General features: G+C 64.4%; 21 protein-coding genes. 10 read left to right on the top strand and 11 right to left on the bottom strand.

Going from position 1 to position 20,882, the window contains the following annotated elements; all coding sequences use genetic code 11:
- Window positions 1–154 precede the first annotated feature (154 nt).
- Entirely contained in the window at window positions 155–2,119 is a 1,965-nt protein-coding gene (locus ACB037_RS10240) for an LTA synthase family protein (RefSeq protein WP_103243822.1), read from the top strand.
- Between the two features lie 55 nt (window positions 2,120–2,174).
- Here ACB037_RS10240 and ACB037_RS10235 read toward each other — a convergent pair whose 3' ends face one another.
- A complete protein-coding gene (locus tag ACB037_RS10235; RefSeq protein ID WP_010672715.1) occupies window positions 2,175–2,645 on the bottom strand; it encodes an Lrp/AsnC family transcriptional regulator in 471 nt (156 codons plus the stop codon).
- Between the two features lie 149 nt (window positions 2,646–2,794).
- On the opposite strand from ACB037_RS10235, the gene ACB037_RS10230 reads away from it, so the two are divergent.
- On the top strand, window positions 2,795–3,313 hold the full coding sequence (locus tag ACB037_RS10230; RefSeq protein ID WP_371175304.1) for a protein tyrosine phosphatase: 519 nt from the start codon (window positions 2,795–2,797) through the stop codon (window positions 3,311–3,313).
- A gap of 6 nt (window positions 3,314–3,319) precedes the next feature.
- Here ACB037_RS10230 and metA read toward each other — a convergent pair whose 3' ends face one another.
- Window positions 3,320–4,267, bottom strand: coding sequence for a homoserine O-succinyltransferase (gene metA / locus ACB037_RS10225; RefSeq protein WP_010672713.1), 948 nt, complete (start codon window positions 4,265–4,267; stop codon window positions 3,320–3,322).
- A 144-nt stretch (window positions 4,268–4,411) separates the two neighbouring features.
- Between metA and ACB037_RS10220 the strand changes: the two genes are divergently transcribed.
- Entirely contained in the window at window positions 4,412–5,656 is a 1,245-nt protein-coding gene (locus tag ACB037_RS10220) for an HD-GYP domain-containing protein (RefSeq protein WP_041212363.1), read from the top strand.
- Window positions 5,657–5,684: 28 nt separating this feature from the next.
- The gene (locus ACB037_RS10215; protein ID WP_371175303.1) at window positions 5,685–6,860 is read left to right on the top strand and encodes a competence/damage-inducible protein A; all 1,176 of its coding nucleotides are present in this window, start codon (window positions 5,685–5,687) and stop codon (window positions 6,858–6,860) included.
- Here ACB037_RS10215 and ACB037_RS10210 read toward each other — a convergent pair.
- On the bottom strand, window positions 6,857–7,372 hold the full coding sequence (locus ACB037_RS10210; RefSeq protein WP_010672710.1) for a metal-dependent hydrolase: 516 nt from the start codon (window positions 7,370–7,372) through the stop codon (window positions 6,857–6,859). The two genes, ACB037_RS10215 and ACB037_RS10210, sit on opposite strands and share 4 nt — an antisense overlap.
- 37 nt (window positions 7,373–7,409) lie before the next feature.
- Here ACB037_RS10210 and ACB037_RS10205 point away from each other — a divergent pair, with 37 nt between their 5' ends.
- The 4 genes from ACB037_RS10205 (at window position 7,410) to ACB037_RS10190 (ending at window position 11,488) form a co-directional block, all read left to right on the top strand.
- A complete protein-coding gene (locus ACB037_RS10205; RefSeq protein ID WP_371175302.1) occupies window positions 7,410–7,649 on the top strand; it encodes a hypothetical protein in 240 nt (79 codons plus the stop codon).
- Between the two features lie 117 nt (window positions 7,650–7,766).
- Window positions 7,767–9,431, top strand: a complete 1,665-nt coding sequence (locus tag ACB037_RS10200) for a FapA family protein (protein ID WP_342041037.1) — start codon at window positions 7,767–7,769, stop codon at window positions 9,429–9,431.
- A gap of 113 nt (window positions 9,432–9,544) precedes the next feature.
- Complete coding sequence (gene yidA, locus ACB037_RS10195) at window positions 9,545–10,354, top strand: sugar-phosphatase (RefSeq protein WP_139736936.1); 810 nt, start codon at window positions 9,545–9,547, stop codon at window positions 10,352–10,354.
- A gap of 363 nt (window positions 10,355–10,717) precedes the next feature.
- Window positions 10,718–11,488: a gamma-glutamyl-gamma-aminobutyrate hydrolase family protein gene (locus ACB037_RS10190; protein WP_113978141.1), complete on the top strand. Its 771-nt coding sequence runs from the start codon at window positions 10,718–10,720 to the stop codon at window positions 11,486–11,488.
- A gap of 151 nt (window positions 11,489–11,639) precedes the next feature.
- On the opposite strand, the gene ACB037_RS10185 is transcribed toward ACB037_RS10190, so the two are convergent.
- The 7 genes from ACB037_RS10185 to ACB037_RS10155 all read right to left on the bottom strand — a co-directional run bounded on the left by ACB037_RS10185 (window position 11,640) and on the right by ACB037_RS10155 (window position 17,016).
- Window positions 11,640–12,044 (bottom strand): hypothetical protein, encoded by a 405-nt coding sequence (locus ACB037_RS10185; protein WP_043154050.1) that lies wholly within the window; start codon window positions 12,042–12,044, stop codon window positions 11,640–11,642.
- A 71-nt stretch (window positions 12,045–12,115) separates the two neighbouring features.
- Window positions 12,116–12,826 (bottom strand): HAD-IA family hydrolase, encoded by a 711-nt coding sequence (locus tag ACB037_RS10180; protein WP_371175301.1) that lies wholly within the window; start codon window positions 12,824–12,826, stop codon window positions 12,116–12,118.
- A gap of 95 nt (window positions 12,827–12,921) precedes the next feature.
- A complete protein-coding gene (gene xerC, locus ACB037_RS10175) occupies window positions 12,922–13,899 on the bottom strand; it encodes a tyrosine recombinase XerC (RefSeq protein ID WP_371175300.1) in 978 nt (325 codons plus the stop codon).
- Window positions 13,892–14,572 (bottom strand): DUF484 family protein, encoded by a 681-nt coding sequence (locus ACB037_RS10170; protein WP_010672702.1) that lies wholly within the window; start codon window positions 14,570–14,572, stop codon window positions 13,892–13,894. The genes xerC and ACB037_RS10170 overlap by 8 nt, the downstream gene beginning before the upstream one ends.
- 79 nt (window positions 14,573–14,651) lie before the next feature.
- Window positions 14,652–15,482: a diaminopimelate epimerase gene (gene dapF / locus ACB037_RS10165; protein ID WP_029313578.1), complete on the bottom strand. Its 831-nt coding sequence runs from the start codon at window positions 15,480–15,482 to the stop codon at window positions 14,652–14,654.
- A 62-nt stretch (window positions 15,483–15,544) separates the two neighbouring features.
- Complete coding sequence (lysA, locus tag ACB037_RS10160; RefSeq protein ID WP_010672700.1) at window positions 15,545–16,795, bottom strand: diaminopimelate decarboxylase; 1,251 nt, start codon at window positions 16,793–16,795, stop codon at window positions 15,545–15,547.
- A 20-nt stretch (window positions 16,796–16,815) separates the two neighbouring features.
- Window positions 16,816–17,016 carry a lipoprotein gene (locus ACB037_RS10155; RefSeq protein ID WP_010672699.1) on the bottom strand — a complete coding sequence of 67 codons (201 nt, stop codon included), beginning with the start codon at window positions 17,014–17,016 and terminating at the stop codon, window positions 16,816–16,818.
- A 73-nt stretch (window positions 17,017–17,089) separates the two neighbouring features.
- Between ACB037_RS10155 and cyaY the strand changes: the two genes are divergently transcribed.
- Together cyaY and ACB037_RS10145 are read left to right on the top strand one after the other, a co-directional pair.
- On the top strand, window positions 17,090–17,404 hold the full coding sequence (gene cyaY / locus ACB037_RS10150; protein WP_010672698.1) for an iron donor protein CyaY: 315 nt from the start codon (window positions 17,090–17,092) through the stop codon (window positions 17,402–17,404).
- A complete protein-coding gene (locus tag ACB037_RS10145) occupies window positions 17,401–18,054 on the top strand; it encodes an alpha/beta hydrolase (protein WP_371175299.1) in 654 nt (217 codons plus the stop codon). The genes cyaY and ACB037_RS10145 overlap by 4 nt, the downstream gene beginning before the upstream one ends.
- Window positions 18,055–18,241: 187 nt before the next feature.
- Here ACB037_RS10145 and ACB037_RS10140 read toward each other — a convergent pair whose 3' ends face one another.
- Window positions 18,242–20,761, bottom strand: a complete 2,520-nt coding sequence (locus ACB037_RS10140; RefSeq protein ID WP_042879398.1) for a class I adenylate cyclase — start codon at window positions 20,759–20,761, stop codon at window positions 18,242–18,244.
- Between the last annotated feature and the right edge of the window lie 121 nt (window positions 20,762–20,882).

The following is a 20,882-nucleotide window of genomic DNA, read 5'->3' as shown; positions in this document are numbered from 1 at the left end:
CCCTGCATCCCGTCACAAAAAAATCATAAAACGTGCCAGCTTCTCCATTTATACCTCCCCCCCATGCAACCTTTGCCAGGCGCCACTGTCATACTCCTGCACCATAACAACAATGCGTCCGGGGACTGGGCGCAAACAGGTTTGCAGGAACAATATGACCACCATCAGACAATGGCTGGGACCGGTTTGGCCCATCGCCGTCTTTTCATTGATCGCGCTCATCTCCCTGACCGTCAGCCGCCTTGGCCTGGGGCTCTGGCAACTGGAACGGGTGGATGCCGTCTCTGGCTGGCAGGAGATGCTGCTGCAAGGCATTCGGGTCGACGTCGCCACCCTCTGCTGGGTCTGGGGCGTACCCGCCGTCTTGACCCAGTTGCTGGCCGGACCCCACGCGCCGGGGCGGCTCTGGATGCAGCTTATCCGGATCTGGCTCACCCTGGGGCTCTGGCTGATGCTCTTTCTCGAGATCTCCACTCCCGCCTTCGTCACCGAATACGGGGTGCGCCCCAACCGTCTCTATGTGGAGTACCTCATCTATCCGAAGGAGGTGCTCTCCATGCTGTGGGCTGGCCGCAAGGGCGAGCTGCTGCTGGCCGTGATCTTCAGCGGCGCCGTGCTGGGCGGTGGCTGGTGGCTGAGCGGCCGCCTGGTGCGTGACCTAAGCTTCCCCCGCTGGTACTGGCGCCCCGCCTTCGCCCTGCTGATCCTCGCCGTCGGCTTCCTCGGCGCCCGCTCCAGTCTCGGCCATCGCGCCCTGAATCCGGCCATGGTGGCCTTTGCCGACGATCCCCTGGTCAACGCCCTCACCGTCAACTCCGCCTACTCCCTCTTCTTTGCCATCAAGCAGATGGGGGCCGAGGAGGACGCCAGCCAGTTTTACGGCAAGATGGCTGACCATCAGGTACTCGACATAGTCCGCGAGGAGAGCGGTCGCCCTCTCGGCGATTTCACCTCTGCCGATCTGCCAAGTCAGACCTTCAACACGGCCAGCTACCAGGGCAAGCCCAAAAATCTGGTGATCCTGCTGCAAGAGAGTCTGGGGGCCCAGTTCGTCGGCTCCCTCGGCGGCCTGCCGCTCACCCCGAACATCGATGCCTTGTCGAAAGAGGGTTGGGCGTTCGAGCAGCTCTACGCCACCGGTACCCGTTCGGTACGCGGCATCGAGGCGGTGCTCACCGGCTTCACGCCGACCCCGGCCCAGGCCGTGGTCAAGCTCGGCAAGAGCCAGACCAACTTCTTCACCATCGCCGACCTGCTCAAGCAGCGAGGCTATGACACCAGCTTCATCTATGGCGGCGAGAGCCACTTCGACAACATGCGCAGCTTCTTCCTCGGCAACGGCTTCACCACCATCGTCGAGCAGAAGGACTTCAAGAACCCGGTGTTCGAGGGATCCTGGGGCGCCTCGGATGAAGATCTGATGGCCAAGGCCAACGAGACCTTCGCGGCGCTGCACAAGGAGGGCAAACCCTTCTTCAGCCTGGTGTTCAGCTCCAGCAACCACGATCCCTTCGAATTCCCCGACAACCGCATCGCCCTGTACGAGCAGCCCAAGCAGACCCGCAACAACGCCGCCAAGTACGCGGACTACGCCGTCGGCGAGTTCTTCAAGAAGGCCAGGGCATCGGACTACTGGCAGGACACCCTGTTCCTGGTCATCGCCGATCACGACAGCCGGGTCGGGGGAGCCAGCCTGGTGCCCATCCCCCGCTTCCACATCCCGGGGGTCATCCTGGGGGACGGCATAGCACCGAGAAAGGACCCTCGCATCGTCAGCCAGATCGACATGGCCCCGACCCTGCTCTCCCTCATGGGCATCAGTGCCGACTACCCCATGCTGGGCAAGGATCTCACCCGCATGCCCGCCGACTGGCCGGGGCGCGCCATCATGCAATACGACAAGAACTTCGCCCTGATGCGCGGCAAGGATGTGGTGATCCTGCAGCCCGAGCGGGCGCCGGAAGGCTTCATCTACGAGGATGCGACCGAGACGCTCACCCCGGCACCGCAACCGGGCGCCATGAAGGATGCCGCCCTGGGGCTGGTCCTGTGGGGCAGCCTGGCCTATCAGCAGGGGCTCTACCGGACGGCGCAGGACAGCCGGCTGGCTCTCAACTGAGGAACCGCCCACAAAAAAACCGCCCTCGGGCGGTTTTTTCTTGCGGCTCGCCCCGTCAGGGGTGGGGGAAGCAGGGAAGCGAGCGGCTGAACCTGTGCTCGAACACCAGGGAGGTCTCGAGGTGCACCACCTCTTCCCGGGAGGTGAAGTGATCGAAGACGAAATTGCGCAGGTGTTCGGTATCGGAGACGCACAGGTGCACCAGGAAATCATCCTTGCCGCCCATGTGAAACAGGCTGATCACCTCGGGCAGGGCCAGGATGGCGTCGCGAAACGCATCGATGATCTGGCGGCTGTGACGGGCCAGTTGCAGGGAGACCATGGCCTGGATGTGACCGCCCAGGGCCTGGTAATCCACCTCGCAGTGCGCCCCCTTGAGCACGCCATCCTGCTGCAGCTTGCGCACCCGCTCCAGACAGGTGGACGGCGCCACCCCGACCAGGGCCGCCAAATCCTTGTTGGTCATGCCCGCATCGCGAAACAGATGGGCCAGGATGTCCAAGTCCAGTTGATCCAGGTTTCTCATCTTTACTCCTTGCATCGCTCGATTTTTTTAGACTCTGCCCGTAAACCGGGCCGAACACAACGCAGATTGACATCGCCTCCGGCCCCTCTATGCTGTGCCGCACCCGCGGGATGCCGATCCCGTTGACCCCGACCACCACGAGGAACCCCATGCTCAGTGCCCATCCCTTCTGGAGCCTGGACGTTCCACGGCTCGACGGCCAGCTCCTGCTCACCCCCTGCCCCGGCAGCCAGCAGGTCCCCATGGCCGACGCCCTTGCCCAGTTGCAGCTGGCCGGTGCCGGCGGGGTGCTGACCCTGATGACGGTGGAGGAGCTGGCCCTGTGCGGGCCCCTCTCTCTCGGGCAGCTGGTGCAGGCCAGAGGCATGAGCTGGTTCCATCTGCCCATTGCGGATGACGAGGCACCGGATGCCGCCTTCGAACAGGCCTGGCCCGGGGTGCAACCCCGACTGCTCGCCCTGCTGCGCGAGGGACGGCACCTTGCCATTCACTGCCACGGAGGAAGCGGGCGTACCGGGCTGGCGGCCGCCCTGCTGCTGATGACCCAGAGGCTGCCCCAGCAGGAGGCCATGACCCTCATCCGGGCCAGACGGCCACGGGCCTTCACCCTGGCCTGCCACCGTCACTGGCTCGATACCCGTGGGCGGCGGCTGGCCGGAGCGGACTGATGGGCTCTATCCCTTGGGCTGCTGGTAGGTAAACACCTTGCCGATGTCTTCCACCTTGTAGCTGGTCAACTGGTAGACGTAATAGTTGAGCCAGTTGGAAAACAGCAGGTGACCGTGGCTGCGCCAGGTGGCGCGCGGGGTCTGGCTTGGGTCGTTGTTCGGGTAATAGTTGACCGGAATGACGGGGGTGAGCCCGGCCGCCAGATCCCGCCTATATTCCCCATCCAGGGTCAGGGCGTCATATTCCGGATGGCCGGTGACGAACACCTGGCGACAATCCTTGGTGGCGGCCAGATAGACGCCCGCCTCTTCCGACTCGGCGAAGATCTGCAGATCGGTGTGGGCGCGGATGAGATCCCCGTCGAAGGCCGCATAGCGGGAGTGGGGCGCCACGAATTCGTCATCGAAGCCGCGCAGCAGCGCCTCGTGCTCGTCGAGGCGGTGGTGGCGATAGACCCCGGAAAGCTTCTCGCCGTGGGTCTGCTTCTCCATGCCGTACAAGGCTTTCAGCGCCGCCTGCACCGCCCAGCAGAGGAAGAGGGTGGAGGTGACATGCTGATGGGACCACTCGATGATCTCGACGATGCGTGGCCAATAGACCACCTCCTCGAACTCCACCAGCCCGAGCGGCGCCCCCGTGATGATCATGCCGTCGTAGTTGTTGCCTCTCACCTGCTCGAAGTCGTGATAGAAGTTCTCCAGGTGCGCCTGGGGCGTGTTTTTCGACTCCCGATCGTCGATGCGCAACAGATCCACGTCCACCTGCAAGGGCGAGTTGGAGAGCATCCGCATCAGCTGGATCTCGGTTTCTATCTTCTTGGGCATCAGATTGAGGATGAGCACCCGCAGCGGGCGGATGTTCTGGGTGACGGCCCGGGATTCCGTCATCACGAAGATGTTCTCCTGCCCCAGCACTTCGGCGGCGGGCAACTGGTCCGGGATCTTGATCGGCATGCTGACTCCCTGTACTGCATCGGTAAATATGTCTGGACATCTAGAAGCCTATAATAAAGCGCTCCCGCTGTCATCAGATACCTTTTGTATTCACCCCGCCCTTTGACTAGCATACGGCTCAGTGTGTCCCTCGTGCCCAACCCCATGACAGGAATCAAGATCTCCGTAGAACGGCTGCAAGTCGGCAATTATGTCTCCCTGCCTTTGGGATGGCGTGAGCACCCGTTTCTGTTCTCCAGCTTCAAGCTCAAGAGCGAGGAGGAGATCGAGCTCATTCGTCGCCTTGGCCTCAAGCTGGTGACCATCATTCCCGACAAGAGCGACACGCCGCCCAAGCCCCTCGGCCAGACCCAGTCCCAGGCGGATGAGGTTGAAGGAGAGGGTCTCGTCGCCCGCCAGGAGGAGATGCAGCAGGAGAAACTGCGGCGCATCGAGCAGTTGCAGCGCTATCGCCGCGACCTGCAGCAGTGCGAGAAACAGTTCCGCCAATCCCTGGCCCAGGTGCGCAACCTGATGGGCAAGATCCAGTCCCGCCCCCTCAACGCCATCAGCGAGGCCCAGGAGCTGATCAACGCCATGACGGAGCAGCTCCTCTCGGTGGACGAGATGGTGCTGCACCTGGTCTCTGACAGCGATGATGGCAACAGCCTGCAGTTTCACTCCCTCAACGTCAGCGTGCTCAGCATGCTGCTCGCCCGGGAGTGCAAGTTGCCGGCCGAGGCAATCCGCCAGGTCGGCATGGGGGCCCTGTTCCACGACATCGGCAAGCTGAGGATCCCGAGCCAGATCCTGCGCAAGACGGAGCCGCTGACCAAGCCGGAGCAGAACCTGATGGCCCAGCATCCCCGCTACGGCCTGGAACTGCTGGGGCTGGTCAGCGATTTTCCGGAAGCGGCCAAGCAGATAGTGCAGAACCACCACGAGTACCTGGACGGCACCGGCCCCCAGGGGCTCAAGGGGGATCAGCTCGATCCCCTCACCCAGATCGTCTCCCTCATCAACGAGTACGACAACCTCTGCCACCTGGAGGCCAAGGTGCCCTACGCGGCCCTCGGCAGCCTCTACAAGCAGCGCAAGTCCCAGTTCAACGCCGATCACCTCGGCATGCTGATCCGGCTGATGGGGGTCTATCCCCCGGGCAGCGTGGTGCAGCTCTCCAACGGCCAGGTGGGGCTGGTGATGTCGGTCAACGCCTCCCGCCTGCTCTACCCCGCCGTGCTGGTATACGACCCCCGCATTCCGCGCCAGGAGGCGGCCATCATCGACCTCGACGCGGCCGGGCTGACCATCGCCAAGGTGATCCAGCCCAAACGCCTGCCCCCGGCGGTGTTCGAATACCTCAACCCCCGCACCCGGATCAGCTACTACTTCGAACACGGCAAGCCCTGAGAGGGCTGGCCCCACCCAAGGAGTCCCCATGCGCATCGAGATCATCAGCACAGGCGACGAGATAGTGACCGGCCTGGTGGTGGACACCAATGCCGCCTGGCTCAGCGCCCTCTTGCTGGAGCAGGGCTGGCAGGTGCGCCGCCGCGCCACCGTGGGGGACAACCTCGCGGATCTGACAGCCGTGCTGCAGGAGAGCGCCAACCGCGCCGAGGTGGTACTGGTGTGTGGAGGCCTCGGCCCCACGGCGGACGACCTCACCGCCCAGGCCGCGGCCGAGGCGTTTGACCAGCCCCTGACCCTGTTCCCGGACTGGCTCGCCACCATGGCCGAACGCTATGCCAGCCGGGGCCGCACCATGGCCCGGAGCAACACCAAGCAGGCCTGGCTGCCCCGGGACTGCGAGATCCTCGACAACCCGGTGGGCACCGCCTGCGGCTTTGTGGTCTGCCACCCGGCCAGCCACGGCCAGAGCCGGCTCTTCTTCACCCCGGGCGTGCCGTTCGAGTTCAAGCAGATGGTGCGCGAACAGATCATGCCCCGCCTCAAGGCGCTGGCCGGGGAAGAGACCGACACCGAGCTGCGCCGTTTCTACACCTTCGGCGTCTCGGAGTCCGCCCTCAGCGACATGCTGGATGCGGCCCCCTGGCCTGCCGGCATCGAGCTGGGCTACCGCTCCTCCATGCCCCTCATCGAGCTCAAGCTCATCGGCCACGGTGCCAGCACCGCCGACATGGACGCCGCCGAGGCGAGGCTGCTTGCGGCCATCGCCCCCTGGCTGGTGGGGCGTGGCAACGAGGCGCCTGCCAGCCAGATCCTGGCCCTGCTGGGGGAGCGGTCGCTGCACCTGCAGGAAGGGGAGAGCCGGGGCGCCCTGCTGGTCATGTGTCACGGGCACCCTGCCCTGACTGCCGGCTTCAGCCACACCCTGAGCGACGATCTGACTCAACTGGCAGTGCCCGACGCCCCCCTGAGCCTCACCATAGGCCGTGCCGGTCCTGACGGCGTGCCGCTGCTGCTCTGCGCCGACGGGCAACTGCACGGCCAGACGCTCAGGGTCAGCCACCCGGATCCCGCGAGCGGTCGCCGGATCCTCGCCTTCGCCGCCCTCGACATGCTGCGCCGCCACCTGCTGGGGCTGCCGGTGCTCGCCGACTACCTCACCCTGACCCGAACGGCCAGGTGCCAGGAGGGCGCCCGGGGCTAGAAGTGAGCCAAGCCTGCACCGCCATGGACCCAGTACCCGGCGAGCGCCAGGGTCAGCAGGCAGAAGGCCCTCTCGTAGCCCCCGCCGCTCTTGAGGGGCAGGCCGGGCAGGCGAAAGCGCCGACGCCAGGGCCAGAGCAGGGGAATGCCCATGGGGGTGAGCCAGTCCCCCAGCAGATGGCTGAGATAGCCCACGATGAGAGCATCCTTCACCGCCCCCGACAGCAACCAGGGGGCTTCCACCTGGGCCAGCCCCCAGACCCCCATCCCCACCGCCAGCAGGCTGTGGGTGAAGCCGCGATGGCCGAACAGCCGGGAGAGCGGCCCCGAGATCCAGGGCAGTTGCCGCCCGAGCAGGGAGCGGGGGTGATCGAGATCCGGCAGCAGGGCGCTCGCCAGGGCCATGGGAACGATATGCCACAGGCTGGCATCGGCCAGGGCCGGAGTCAGTTCGACCTTGTGGGCAAGCAGGACGCAGGTGACGGAAAACAGCAGGTGGCCTTGGGCGGTCATGGGGCTCGTTCGGTTGGACAGAAAAAGGGGCTGATCGATGGCGACCAGGGTCCTCGCCCTGAGGCGGCGGCAGATTAAAATCCTTCTCTTCCTGCCTGACAAGGTGATTTGCATCGCCTCCCTCAACGTGATGGACACTCTGGATAGCGAAAGCATAAAACATCAGCATATTGCGCTAAAAAACCGCAATGGAGACCATGGCATGGCCGGCTCCGCCCCTCTCCCGTCAGCCGATATTTCCTCAACCCGGCTCACCCATTTGCATTCAGATCGTTGACCCGGAAGGAAAAATACCCGAATACTGCGCGTTGGATCCGCCCCGGCGGCATTGGATGCCGGCAAGGAGAGGCCCCGGCATGGGGCAAACCGGACAGGGACAACGAAGGAGGGCCCGGTGTTAAGCAAAGCGTGGTTTCAGCTGTCGGCCGACATGAGCTATGTCTGCCTGCGCATCACTCCGGGCCTCACCGAGCCCATCCAGGAAAGCGACGTCCTGGCCCTGCTGCGACTCTCCAACTGTCGGCGCTACGAACCCCTCGGCGAGGGGATCCGTGAAGCCGTCACCCTGCTCAACGCCCTCATTGCAGAGCCGGATACCCCCGCGCATCCGCCAGTCCCCATTGCCCGGCGCCAGGATGCCAGGCTGCTCATCCAGGTGGACAAGGACCAGATGAGCGCCAGGGCGCAGATCACCGCGGACTGGGGTGGCCAGCCCCTGACCCTGGCCCGGTTGCAGGAGGCCCTGGCGGCCAGCACGGTCAAGCAGGGGGTGAGCGAGCGGCTGCTTGCCGCCGCCATCCAGGCAGCGGGTGAGGCGGCACCCGGTGCCCAGCTCAATCCCGTCATCGCCCTCGGCAAGGCCGCCAGGCACGGCCTGGATACCCGCCTGGAGCGGCTGGTGGAGACCGCAGCCGAGCGGATCCTCAAACCCCAGGAGCGGGATCACGGCAAGGTGGACATGCGCGACCTCGGCACCCTGCTCACCGTCAAGGCGGGGGCGTTGCTGATGCGCAGGCACCCCGCCACCCAGGGCATCGACGGCTTCACCGTGACGGGCCAGACCCTGACCGCCCGCCACGGCAAGGAGAGCGCCATGACGCCGGGTGACGGCACCTGCCTCTCCCCCGAGGACCCGGACCTGCTGCTGGCGACCCGCCCGGGGCTCCCCTGTCAGGAGCGTGCCGGGATGCGGGTCGACGAGGTACTCAACGTCAAGCAGGTCGACATCCGCCACGGCCACGTCGAGTTCGAGGGATCCCTGCTGGTCACCGGGGACGTCATGCCCGGCATGCGCGTCAAGACCAGCGGGGACGTGGTGATCGGCGGCTTCGTCGAGGGCGGCTACATCGAATCCGGCGGCACCATCACGGTGCGCAACGGCATCATAGGGCGCAAGCTGGCGGACGACGAATACCTCTGCCACCTCAACGCCGGGGGGGAGATCCACGCCAGCTATGCCCAGTACGCCAGGCTGGAGGCCGATGGCGACATCCATATCCTGAGCCAGCTCAGTCACTGCTATTGCCGCAGCGGCCAGGATCTCAAGGTGGGGGACAGCGCCATGCGCAAGGGGCACCTCATCGGCGGCATCAACATCGCCAACCGGCTCATCATGGCACCAGTGCTCGGAGCCTCGGCGGCCAATCGGACCCGGTTGCAGATCCTCGGCGGCTATTTCAGCCAGAAGGAGCAGGAGCTGGCGCTGCGCCAGCGCAAACAGACCTGCGCCGAGCAGATAGACAAGCTGCAGGATCTCATCCTTCGGCTGCTGCAACTGCCCCGTGACAAGCGCAATCCCGAGACCCTGCAGAAGATCAAGGCGTTGCGCACCCGCCAGTTCGACGAGAGCAAGAGCCTGGACGAACAGCTCGCCGAGGCGCAGCGGGAGCTGCAGGCACTCATGGCCAACATGGACATCATCGCCACCCAGCGCCTCTTCCCCGGCGTCGAGGTGGAGATGGCCCATCACCACAACAGGGTCGATATCGAGCACGGCCCCATCCACTTCGCCATCCGGGAAGATCAGCTGCAACTGACCCCCTACCAGGGCCAGCGCTGAGGGGCAACGTGCCCCCGCGTCGGCAGGCGGCGTGATCCCGGCGGCGATTTTCGCTACACTCGGCCTCCCCATGGCCCCATCGGGCGGGCCGGCCAGACTCAGGTAGTGAGAAGATGTACAAGCTGATCGCATTGGATATGGATGGCACCCTGCTGACCCCAGAGGGCCGAATCTCCCCCCGCACCCAGGCCGCCATCGCGGCAGCCCGCGCCAGGGGCGTGACCGTGGTGCTGGCCTCCGGCCGCCCGCTGGAAGGCATGACCGCCGCCCTGACCGAGCTGGGCCTCACCGGCAAGGATGACTACGTCATCTGCTACAACGGCGCCCTGGTGCAGCAGGTGTCCGAGCAACGCATCATCCGCAGCCAGTTGCTGACCGGCAGCGATGCCCGTGCCATCGCCCACCTGGCCTGTGAGCTGGGGGTGAACATCCACGGCTTCTCCGTCCGCCAGGGGCTCATCAGCCCAAGGATCAGCCCCTACACCGAGCACGAATCCCGCCTCATCGGTCAACCCATCAACCTGGTGGACTTCGCCACCCTGCCCGACGACGAGCAGATCATGAAGGTGATGATGATTGACCCAGAGCCCCTGCTCTCCCGTGCCATCGCCCAGCTGCCCGCCGAACTCCACGAGCGCTATACCGTGGTGCGCAGCGCCCCCTACTTCCTCGAGTTCATGAACAAGCGCAGCAACAAAGGCACCGGCGTCGCCGCCCTGGCCGAGCACCTGGGGCTGGATGCCTCCCAGGTGATCGCGGTGGGAGATGCGGGCAACGATCACCACATGATCGCCTACGCCGGACTCGGGGTCGCCATGGGCAACGCCACCGACGAGATCAAGGCGCTGGCACAGCACACCACGGGGCGCAACGATGAAGACGGGGTCGCCCAGGTGATCGAGCGTTTCATCCTGAACGCCTGAGTCGACAAGGGGCCCTGTGGGCCCCTTCTGCTATCCGGCCGCCCGGCCAGATGTTTAATATATCCACCATCAAATCTCTCGCCGCACCAGGCATCCCCCCTCAAGCCCCTTTAAATGGGACTCGCAGCCGCATCTCGACATCAACGGTTAACATAATTGCATCATTTTGTTTGACATATTGAACGGCCTTGGCAGACTGGAGGCAGGATCCAGGCTGTCGTTGCCAAGGCTGACCGACGATTCTGGCACGCTGGCGCGACCCTGATCCCACGACCATGCCTTGAGGCATGCCCTTGCGAGCCGAGGCGGCAAGGGCCTTCCCAAGGCGCAGGATGAGACCGCCAAGGATAGCCAAGGTGACCTATGCCCAACCCCAGTGCCCATAACAAACCCGTCGTGCTGATGACCATGGGGGCCCAGGCCCGCAGTGGCCACGCCTACCAGGTCATGACCCACAAATACATCAAGCCTCTGGTGGAGATCAGCGGCTGCGTGCCGCTGCTGGTGCCCACCTGCTGTGGCACCGAGGATCTGGAGCAGTATCTGGACCTCGCCGACGGGGTCTATCTGAGCGGTGCCGGATCCAACATCGATCCGGCCCTCTATGGCCAGGAGAACCTCACCCCGGAGAAGCCCCAGGACAGGGACAGGGATCTGTTCGATATTCCCCTGGTGCGCGCCGCCCTCGACCGTGGCCTGCCGATCCTCGGGATCTGCCGCGGCATGCAGGAGATCAACGTGGCCCTGGGAGGCGACATTCACCAGAAGGTCTATTGCGAGCCGGGTTATGACGATCATCGGGAGGATGCGGATGACCCGGTGGACGAGCAGTATGGCGAGAGCCATCAGGTCGAGCTGGTGCCCGGTACCTGGCTGGCCGAGCTGATGGGGCAGCCGTCGATTCCGGTCAACTCCCTCCACGGGCAGGGGATCAAGACGCTGGCCCAGGGGCTGGCCCCCCTGGCCCATGCCGAAGACGGGCTGATCGAGGCGATCCACGCTCCCGCCCTCTCCCCCTTCCTGCTGGCGGTGCAGTGGCACCCGGAGTGGAAGGCCAGCGAGAACCCCCACTCCATCAAGCTCTTCACCGCCTTTGGCGACGCCTGCCGCCGGTTCAGGCAGCAGGTCGGCTAGTCGCCGACCCCTTGCCCTTGAGCCTTGGCAGGGCCTCGTACATCGGGGGCTGCCCAGAGGCATCCGACGTGACGGGCCTGTGACCCCCCCACGCCATCAAGCTGCCCACTGCCTTCGGCGACGCCTCCTGCCCGTTCAGGCAGCAGACGGGCTAGTCGCCGAATCCCTTGCCCTTGAGCTTGGGCAGGGCCCCGCGATCAGGGCGCAGGGTTCGGCAGACATCCAGCCCCTTGAGGCCCCGCTGGATATGGTCCGGGGCCTGCCCGAGCACCATGCCGTTGCCGCGATAGAGACGGGCATCCTCCAGCTCGAACAGCTCGCCGCCGATGAGCAGTTGCTCCCGGCCATTCACCACCTTGCCCCGTTTCAGGGGCAGGGTCATGTCCACCTGGATCTCGCCGGTGGCACACCCCTCGCGCCAGCGCGCCTCGTTGGAAAACGGGGAGATGGCGATCTCCCGCCAGGATCCGTCCCTGAACTCCATCCGGTAACGGTCTTGCACCAGATCGCATCCCGCCAGCATCACGGGGATCGCCAGCCAGATGACACCCTTCATTCCCTTCACGCCCTTGCTCCCTTGTTGTTATTGCCAGATATAGATCACGGAATCTGTCCCTCATCCCCAGCTCAGAGCAGCAGGGTGGCCAGATCCTGCAACTGCCCCAGCTCCACATCCGGCAGCAGCGACAGCGACTGCCAGGACTGACCGCTCTCGTTGAGCCAGGCGGCCCGAAAGCCGCGCAGCCTGGCACCCAGCACGTCGGTCACCGGGTGATCCCCCACATGAAGGATGCGGCCGGGGGTCAGCCCCAGGGCTTCTTGCACCTGCACGAACATGTCGGGCGCCGGTTTCATTCTGGCTCCCGCTCCCGCCTTGCAGACCAGGGTGAAGTAGCCAGCCAGACCCGCCTGCTCCAGATCCAGGTTGCCGTTGGTGATCACCGCCAGCGGGTAGCGCGCCGCCAGACGAGCCAGCAGGGCGTGAGTCGCCTCGCTCACCTCTATCTTCGAGCGCTCGGCCATGAAGCCGGTGAACACCGCCCGGGCCTGCTGCTCCGCCAGCCCGGGCTCCATGCCCCCCTGCACCAGGGCCTCGCGAATGCCCCGCTGGCGCGCCAGGCTGACGTCGTGGCTCAGCGCCGGGTGGTCCAGCAGCAACTGGCGCTTGAGCGCGAGCCAGCGCGGCTTGTCCAGCATGGCGGTAGCCAGGTATTCGCTGCGCAGGTGGTCCAGCATCCACTGTTCCGCCCGCGCGATGGCGGGGCCGTTGTCATAGAGGGTGTCGTCCAGATCGAACGAGATGGCGGCCACCGGCTGCCAGCGACGGTAAAACTGCATGGCTGTTCCTCTTTACTCCTCATCCTCTGGCGTTGCGGGCTCCCGCCTGACCGGGGCGACGTGGAGATTGTCATCCCCGCAGATCGCACACCACATCACTCATCCTCCGGCGTTTCCGGATCCCGCTTCGCCCGCGGGTGGGCACTGTCATATACCTTTGCCAGATGCTGGAAGTCGAGGTGGGTATAGATCTGGGTGGTGGAGAGATCCGCATGCCCCAGCAGCTCCTGCACCGCCCGCAGGTCGCCGGAGGATTCCAGCATGTGGGTGGCGAAGCTGTGGCGCAGCTTGTGGGGATGCACGTGGGCATTGAGCGCCTGCTTGTTGCCCCAGCCGTCGAGCCGCTCCTGTACCGAGCGGGCCGAGAGCCGCTGCCTGCGCTTGGAGACGAACAATGCCTCCCCCTCGTCACCGGCCAGCAGGGGGCGTACCTTGAGCCACTTGTGCAACCACTCCACCGCCATCCGCCCGATGGGCAGCACCCGCTCCCGCGAGCCCTTGCCGATCACCCTGAGCTGGCGCTCGTCGAGCTTCACGTCCGCGAGGTTGAGCCCCACCAGCTCGGCAAGGCGCAGGCCGGAGGAGTACATCAGCTCCATGATGGCGCGATCCCGCACCGCCAGTGGATCCTGCTCGTCGGTGATGTTGAGCAGCTGGTACATCTCGTCCACGTCCAGGTTCTTGGGCAGGGGCCGCCCCTGCTTGGGGGTGACGATGCCACGCGCCGGGTTGGCGGTGAGCCGCCCCTGGCGCACCTGCCAGTCGCAGAAGCTGCGCAGGGCCGACACCTTGGTGGCAAGGGAACGGGGCGCCAGCCCCCCCTTGTGCATCCGGGTCACCAGACTGCGCACCTGGCTCGCCTCGAGCCGGGCCCAGTCGTCGACCCCGAGCTTCACCAGCTCGGCGGTCATCGCTTCCAGGTGGGCCTGATAGTTGCTGCGGGTGTGGGGGCTGAGCTGGCGCTCGACCCGCAGGTATTCGATAAAGGCGTCCAGCTCCCCCGCCAGTGCGACCGGCAGGGGGTCGGCGGCAGGGGGCGTCCTGGCAGCGGATCGGGTCGTTGCCTTAGCCACGGGCCAGCTCGGGCAGACGCAGCTGCAGCAGACGCCCCAGCTGACCCAGCAGCAGGGTGTCGTTGTGGGGGGTGAAGTGGCTGGGATCCGAGCTCGCGAAGGCCAGCACGCCGAGCTCCCCGAGCCGCATCAGGGCCACCGAGTTGACCAGCACATCATTGCCAAACAGCGCCTGCTTCTCGCTCTGGTTGAGGCGGCCGAAATAGTAGTCCGTGCCGGGCAAGCGCTGGCCCAGCAGTTGTTCGAGCTGTTTGCCCTGCGCCAGGAAACGCTGCTCGGGGCCGCTCAGCTGGAAATGCCTGGGATTGAGCCAGAGCCGCAGGCCGGTGAGTCGCAGCCGCTGGACGAAGGCCTTGCCCATCACGGCGCTCAGCTCGAACAGGGTCTGGCAGCCGTAGATCTCCCCATAGAGATCCGCATAGACCCGGAAGATCCGCTCGTTCTCGCTGGCGACCCCCATCAGTTCGGTGATCTCCTGCTCCAGCTGCTCGATGCGCTCCCGCTGACGGTCCAGCTGGCGCTCCACCAGGGAGATGGTGCCCTTTTGCGCATGGGGAATGCGGATCTTGTCCAGCATGGCCCCGTGACGCAGGAAAAACTCGGGATAACGGGCCAGGTACTCCAGCACTGTGGCTTCATCCACCAGTGATTCCTGCCGTTTGAGTTCGCTCATAACTTGGTTGATCCATCCGAAAAAGGGGCCAAGGGCCCCGATATGATCCGTTGATGGAGCGGGATCACCCGCTCCTTGTCTACAACTCTATCTGGCCGTCAAAGACGTGCTCGGCCGGCCCCGTCATGTAGACGGGCTGACCCGGTCCCTTCCAGGCGATGGTCAGCTTGCCACCCGGCAGGGTGACGGTGACCCGCTCCTTGAGCTTGCCCTGGCTGATGCCTATCACCACGGCCGCACAGGCCCCGGTACCGCAGGCCAGGGTCTCCCCCACCCCGCGCTCGAAGACCCGCAGCTTGATCTCGCTGGCGTTGACCATCTCCATGAAGCCGACGTTGACCCGCTCGGGGAAGCGCTCGTGGCGCTCCATGATGGGTCCCAGGGTCTCCACCGGCGCATCGGCCACCGAGGGCACCTCGATGACGCAGTGAGGGTTGCCCATGGAGACGGCACCGCACATCACGGTGTGATCCTGGGCCCGCAGCAGATACGTCTTCTCCGCCTTCTGGGCACGGAACGGGATCTTGCCCGGCTCAAACTGGGGCACCCCCATGTTGACCGTGACCTGATTCTCCCCTTCCAGCTGCAGGGTGATGCGGCCCCGGGCGGTACTGACCGCGATGCGATCCCGGTTGACCAGCCCCTTGAGACGCACGAAACGGGCGAAGCAACGGGCCCCGTTGCCGCACTGTTCCACCTCGCTGCCGTCGGCATTGAAGATGCGGTAATGGAAGTCGAGCTCGGGGTCATAGGGCGGCTCCACCAGCAACAGCTGGTCGAAGCCGATACCGAAGTGACGATCCGCCAGCTTCTTGATGATGTCGTTGCTGAAGAACACCTTCTGGGTGACGCCATCCACCACCATGAAGTCGTTACCGAGGCCGTGCATTTTGGAAAACTCAATCAACATCGCGCGTTCCTGTCTCACCGTTAATCACGCTCTCACATGGAGGAACGCTGAAAATCCATCCATCACGGCAGCAGGTGCTCGCCACGCCAGAGATCCGCCAACTGCTCCCGCTCACGGATGAGGTGCGCCTGGTCACCGTCCACCAGCACCTCGGCCGCACGGGGTCGGGTGTTGTAGTTGGAGGACATGGTAAAGCCGTAGGCGCCAGCGGAACGCACCGCCAGCAGGGAGCCCTCGGCAATCGCCAGGGTACGCTCCTTGCCGAGGAAGTCGCCGGTCTCGCACACCGGGCCCACCACGTCATAGAGTGCCTTCTCGTGGGTCGCGCGGCTGTCCACCTCGATGATGTTCATCCAGGCGCCGTAGAGGGAGGGGCGCAGCAGATCGTTCATGCCGGCGTCGATCAGGGCGAAGTTGCGAGTCTCGCCGGGTTTAAGGAACTCGACCCGGGTCAGCAGCACACCGGCGTTGGCGACGATGGCGCGGCCCGGTTCGAACAAGAGGGTCAGATCCCGGCCCGCCAGCTTCTGCTTGAGCGCCTCGGCATACTCGGTGGGATGCGGCGGCTGCTCGGCGCCGTAGTTGACCCCCAGACCGCCGCCCACGTCCAGGTGATGGATGTGGATGCCTTCCGCCGCCAGCTCGTCGATGAGCTTGAGCAGCTTGTCCGCCGCCTCCATAAAGGGATTCAATTCAGTGAGTTGCGAGCCGATATGGCAATCCACTCCCTTGATCTCGATGTGGGCCATGGTCGCTGCCTTGCGGTAGATGGCGGGCGCCTGTTCGATGGGGATGCCGAACTTGTTCTGCTTGAGGCCGGTGGAGATATAGGGGTGCGTGCCTGCGTCGATGTCCGGGTTGACCCGCACCGAGACCCGCGCCTTCTTGCCCATGCTGCCTGCGACCCGGTTCAGGCGCTCCAGCTCGGCTTCGGACTCCAGGTTGAAGCAGAGGATCTCTTTTTCCAGCGCAAGGCGCATCTCGGCTTCGCTCTTGGCGACGCCGGAGAAGACCACCTTGGCCGGATCACCGCCCGCCGCCAGCACCCGGGACAGCTCGCCGCCGGAGACGATGTCAAAGCCCGAACCGAGGCGTGCCAGCAGATTGAGCAGGGCCAGGTTGGAGTTGGCCTTGACCGCATAGCAGATCAGGTGGGGAATGTCGCCAGCCGCCTGGTCGAAGGCATGCCAGTGGCGTTCCAGGGTGGCGCGGGAGTAGACATAGAGCGGAGTGCCGTACTGGTCGGCAAGCTGTTGCAGGGGAAGCTGTTCGGCCTGAAGCTGACCGTCTGCGTCGTAGTTAAAGTGATCCAAGGGGGCGGTTCCTTCCTAGATTATTGCGGCGCGGCCTCTGAGGCCGGTGTAGCGGTCGCAGGCGAGGCGGCTTGCGGTGTACTCTCTGTCTTGGGCTGTGTCTGCTCTGCAGGTGCGGGCTGTTCGGCCGGCGGCATGTAGAGCGGCCCCGTCAGGCCACAGGCGGCCAACCCGAGCGACAGCGACGCGGCAAACAGGCACTTGGTGAACTGGGTAATCATAATGGTTCGCTGCGAAAAAATTTTTGGCCCTCTATAATCGCACTCACATTGTTAAAAGCAACAGGATAAACCGATGAAGGATCACGAGTATCACGCCCTGACCGACGCCTTTTTCCAGTATGTGGAAGACACCATCGACGAGGGGTATCCGGATATCGACTGCGAACGCGCAGGCGGGGTGCTGACCTTGAGCTTCGAGAACAAGACCAAGGTCATCATCAACAAGCAGGAGCCCCTGCACCAGATCTGGGTCGCTACCCGGGAGAACGGCTTCCACTTCGAGCTGCGCGGTGACAGCTGGATCGACAACCGCTTCGGCGACGAGCTCAAGGCCCTGCTGACCCGGGCCTGCACCACCCAGGCCGGCGAGCCCGTGGTCTTCTCATGACGGATCTGCATCCCGAAGGTGCCCGCCATGCGGTGATCTGGCTGCACGGGCTGGGGGACTCCGGCGCCGGCCTCGCCCCCCTGGTGGAGGCGCTGGCCCTGCCCGCCGACCTGCCCGTCCGCCATCTGCTGCCGGATGCGCCCGAGCGTCCCATCACCATCAACATGGGCTACCGGATGCGCTGCTGGTACGACATCAAGAGCTTCGAGGATCCGGCGGATCGCGCCGTGGAGTCCCATGTCAGGGAGTCAGCGGCCCGTATCGCCGCGCTGATTGAACAGTTGGTGGCCGAGGGTTTCGCCCCCGAGCGCATCGTGCTGGCCGGCTTCTCCCAGGGGGGCGTCATCGCCTCCTTCACCGCCCTGCGCCATCCGGTGCCACTGGCAGGCCTGCTCTGCATGTCCACCTATCTAGCGGTACCCGATGCCCTGCCCGACGAGATGAGCGAGGCGGCCCGCGCCCTGCCCATCTGCTACATGCACGGCATCTATGACGACGTGGTGAACCTCTCCATGGGCTGGGACGCCAAGAACCGGCTGGAAGCGGCGGGACTCAGCCCCGAGTGGCACGAGTACCCCATGCGCCACGAGATCTGCAGCCCCCAGCTGGGTGACATTCGCAGCTGGTTGCTGGCCCGCCTCGGTGCCTGATTGTCGGATCACGGGTAAGACAACGGCCTGCATCAGCAGGCCGTTTGCTTTCATCCCTGACGGCGATGCTCGACGGCTTCCCCCACTGGCCGCGGCCCCCTCCACACCAGATTCCCGCACCACGGATACGACAACGGCCTGCATCATGCAGGCCGTTTGCCATCTTGCCGGTGCGGCTATCAGCGTATCATCCTACTTCCCGCGCCGCTCCTGGGGTGTCCCGCTGCGGGCTCTGGCTGCGGTAGGGGATCACATCCAGTTTGTCACCCACCTGCACGATTTCGTAGTACTGGGGAAGGTTGAAGTTGCTGAACTGACCCGCATTGCTGAATCGCTCGTGACCCGAGGTGTAGAACCGGTTCACCCCCTGTACCAGTTCGTCCTTGTTGCCGGCGAAGTGCTGGTAGATCTCCACCCGGTTCGCCTCGTCCAGGATATAGATGTTGGTGCCTGCATCCCGGGTATCGAAGAAGAACTGCACCAGCCCTTCGCTGGCGTAGGCGTCGACGATGCCGGGCAGGTGCTGGCTGTGAGTCTTGTCGAGGCGCAGCGGCAGGTGATCCAGCTTGTTGTGGGAGATGTGGCGGTAGAAGTCGATGGCGTTCTCCAGCTTTTTGACCGACACCCCGCGCCGCTCGAAGAAGATGCCGTACTTCTCCTTGCCGAGCGCCAGCGTCTTGACCAGCTGCTGCTTGTCCCGGGCCAGGCGCAACTCGATGCATTCAGCCACAAGCTGCTGGAAGCGGGTGCGCACCAGGGAGCGGAAGTGCTGGCTGTAGCAGAACACCTCGATCATCTCGGGGGCCGCAGCGTCCTGGTGCATCTTGCCGAGGATGGTGGTGAGGGCGTCCACCACGGCTTCCTCCCCCTCGAAGTGCAGGGTGCGGATCTCGCTCCAGGAGTTGCGATAGACGAGATCCACGGATCCCACCAGACACTCCTGGTTGCGACCGAACGAGAAGACATCGGCGGCGTTGGCATCGAACTCGATCACCTGCCCCACCCAGTGGCTGGACGGGTCAGTCTCCAGGTTCAGGAAGATGGAGAGCTGGCGGATCTCGCACGGCCGGCTCAGGGCCAGGTTGGTCGCGCGGGGATACTTGACCGGGAAGGTGCCGGAGAGATCGCGACAGAACTGATGCAGGTTGTCGATGTGCAGATCGGAGCCCTGGTTGAACAGGTGCACCCGGGACTGGGGCGTCAGCAGGCCGTTGAAATAGGCCCAGGCCACCAGCTTGCTGATGTAGCCGTTATATTCGAGCGGCGCCCGGCCAATGATGTCGGCGGGTTCGAGGGAATGCTTGTAGAGATACCAGCCGGCGCGATTCAGGCGGCCGTGGGGTACCTGTACCAGGCTGAGATCCGGCTCGCCGAGATCCGGCGCAATCTTGAGGTTGATGCGCTGCACCTTGCCCGGCAGGCTCTCGAATGCGGCATAGAGCTTGCGCGACAGGATGCCGATGTCTTCCGGGTTGATGGACTCGCTGATGTTGTTGCGTCGGGCGAACTGGATGAGATTGCGGTAGCTCTGCATCAGAGCCTCCAGCAACTCGGCGTAGGCCACCTTGACGTCCTCGACCTTCCACTCCTGGCGGTGATCAAGGTGGTAAAGGCGCTCCGGACTCCAGCCCCAATAAGCCACCAGCTGGGCCATCTGCTCCCGGCGCCAGTCCGGGGAGTGATCTTCCTTGGGATGGCTCAGCCCGTCGCACACCTTCAGATAGAAGCAGCGACGCACCAGATCGAGGCGCTGCATGTCGCCGATGGACTTGAGGTAGTTGGTCACCTTGTCCAGCATCAGGCAGTAGTTGTCGAGGCGGTAGTGCATCCCCTCGTTGTGCTGGAACCAGTCGCGACTGGTCACCGACAGCAGCCGGGTGTTGGGATACTCGTGGGAGTAGGCCTCCATCAGCACCGACTTGAGCACCGCCTTGTAGGGGGAGTCGATCCCCTTGTAGAGCTGCCACAGGGCGGAGCCGAAATACTCCTCGGCAGGAATGCGATCAAAGCCGCCGAGATCGAGCCAGTCATCCTGGCTCAACTTGCCGTGGGCAAACAGGCCGTTGACGTAGTCGTCGTAGTGATCGTCATATTCGGCCGGCACCAGATACCAGAGCAGCCGCTTGCCGGCGATGTGCATGGCGCTGCGGTAGAACTCGTCGAGCAGCAGCAGGTGCTGAGCGCTGCCGCAGCTCTCCCCCTGCATCTGGGCATCGTTGCGCTGACGGAACTTGTCTTCGGGGATCAGGAAGAAGTTGAGATCGACCCCCCGCTGCTCCGCCCACATGGAGAGGTGCTGGCACTTCTGTTCCAGCAGGGCGAGGCGCTCGCTCGACAGACCGGCCACGTGACAGACCCAGATGTCGAGATCCGAGTGGCAGCACTGACCGATGGAGGAGGTGCTCCCCATGGAGTAGAGGCCCTGGATGGACTTGTCGTGGGTACTGAGACCGCCCTGGCAGTTGGCGTTCTGGCAGAGATCCTGGATGAAGGCCTGCTGGGCCTCGTTGGCGACAAAACTCCAGATACCATGAGGCACATCCCCTGCCACATAACCGGGCAACAGGGGGTGATTGAAGTGCAGCATGACAGGCAGCAAGTGGAAAACCTGCTGCCCGTAGCGACTCATGAGATCCAGCGCTCGTTGCGTCTTGAGACGATTGAGTTCGTCGTAGCGCGCCACCAGCGTGTCGAGTTTAACCAGCAATGCCCTACCTATGGGGAAGAGAAATGACGCACCAAAACGGGGAGACGTCAAAAAAGTGTGATCATGTTAACAATGCAAACAGCAGTGGTAAACAAGCCCGCACACAATCACCGGATTATTT

Origin of the sequence: Aeromonas sp. S19(2024) (assembly GCF_041402625.1) — a bacterium.
GTDB lineage: Bacteria > Pseudomonadota > Gammaproteobacteria > Enterobacterales > Aeromonadaceae > Aeromonas > Aeromonas caviae.
Note: the sequence above shows the minus strand (reverse complement) of the source record. Positions and strands in the feature narration are given on the sequence as shown.

Excerpts from the sequence above, each read along its gene's own strand:
- ACB037_RS10205 (WP_371175302.1), top strand. The coding sequence starts at position 7,410 with ATGGCGACCAGGGTCCTCGCCCTGAGGCGGCGGCAGATTAAAATCCTT.
- ACB037_RS10210 (WP_010672710.1), bottom strand. The coding sequence starts at position 7,372 with ATGACCGCCCAAGGCCACCTGCTGTTTTCCGTCACCTGCGTCCTGCTT.
- yidA (WP_139736936.1), top strand. The coding sequence starts at position 9,545 with ATGTACAAGCTGATCGCATTGGATATGGATGGCACCCTGCTGACCCCA.
- ACB037_RS10145 (WP_371175299.1), top strand. The coding sequence starts at position 17,401 with ATGACGGATCTGCATCCCGAAGGTGCCCGCCATGCGGTGATCTGGCTG.
- ACB037_RS10155 (WP_010672699.1), bottom strand. The coding sequence starts at position 17,016 with ATGATTACCCAGTTCACCAAGTGCCTGTTTGCCGCGTCGCTGTCGCTC.
- ACB037_RS10190 (WP_113978141.1), top strand. The coding sequence starts at position 10,718 with ATGCCCAACCCCAGTGCCCATAACAAACCCGTCGTGCTGATGACCATG.
- ACB037_RS10220 (WP_041212363.1), top strand. The coding sequence starts at position 4,412 with ATGACAGGAATCAAGATCTCCGTAGAACGGCTGCAAGTCGGCAATTAT.
- ACB037_RS10170 (WP_010672702.1), bottom strand. The coding sequence starts at position 14,572 with ATGAGCGAACTCAAACGGCAGGAATCACTGGTGGATGAAGCCACAGTG.
- ACB037_RS10185 (WP_043154050.1), bottom strand. The coding sequence starts at position 12,044 with ATGAAGGGTGTCATCTGGCTGGCGATCCCCGTGATGCTGGCGGGATGC.
- ACB037_RS10180 (WP_371175301.1), bottom strand. The coding sequence starts at position 12,826 with ATGCAGTTTTACCGTCGCTGGCAGCCGGTGGCCGCCATCTCGTTCGAT.
- ACB037_RS10215 (WP_371175303.1), top strand. The coding sequence starts at position 5,685 with ATGCGCATCGAGATCATCAGCACAGGCGACGAGATAGTGACCGGCCTG.
- ACB037_RS10240 (WP_103243822.1), top strand. The coding sequence starts at position 155 with ATGACCACCATCAGACAATGGCTGGGACCGGTTTGGCCCATCGCCGTC.
- ACB037_RS10230 (WP_371175304.1), top strand. The coding sequence starts at position 2,795 with ATGCTCAGTGCCCATCCCTTCTGGAGCCTGGACGTTCCACGGCTCGAC.
- ACB037_RS10235 (WP_010672715.1), bottom strand. The coding sequence starts at position 2,645 with ATGAGAAACCTGGATCAACTGGACTTGGACATCCTGGCCCATCTGTTT.
- cyaY (WP_010672698.1), top strand. The coding sequence starts at position 17,090 with ATGAAGGATCACGAGTATCACGCCCTGACCGACGCCTTTTTCCAGTAT.
- dapF (WP_029313578.1), bottom strand. The coding sequence starts at position 15,482 with ATGTTGATTGAGTTTTCCAAAATGCACGGCCTCGGTAACGACTTCATG.
- metA (WP_010672713.1), bottom strand. The coding sequence starts at position 4,267 with ATGCCGATCAAGATCCCGGACCAGTTGCCCGCCGCCGAAGTGCTGGGG.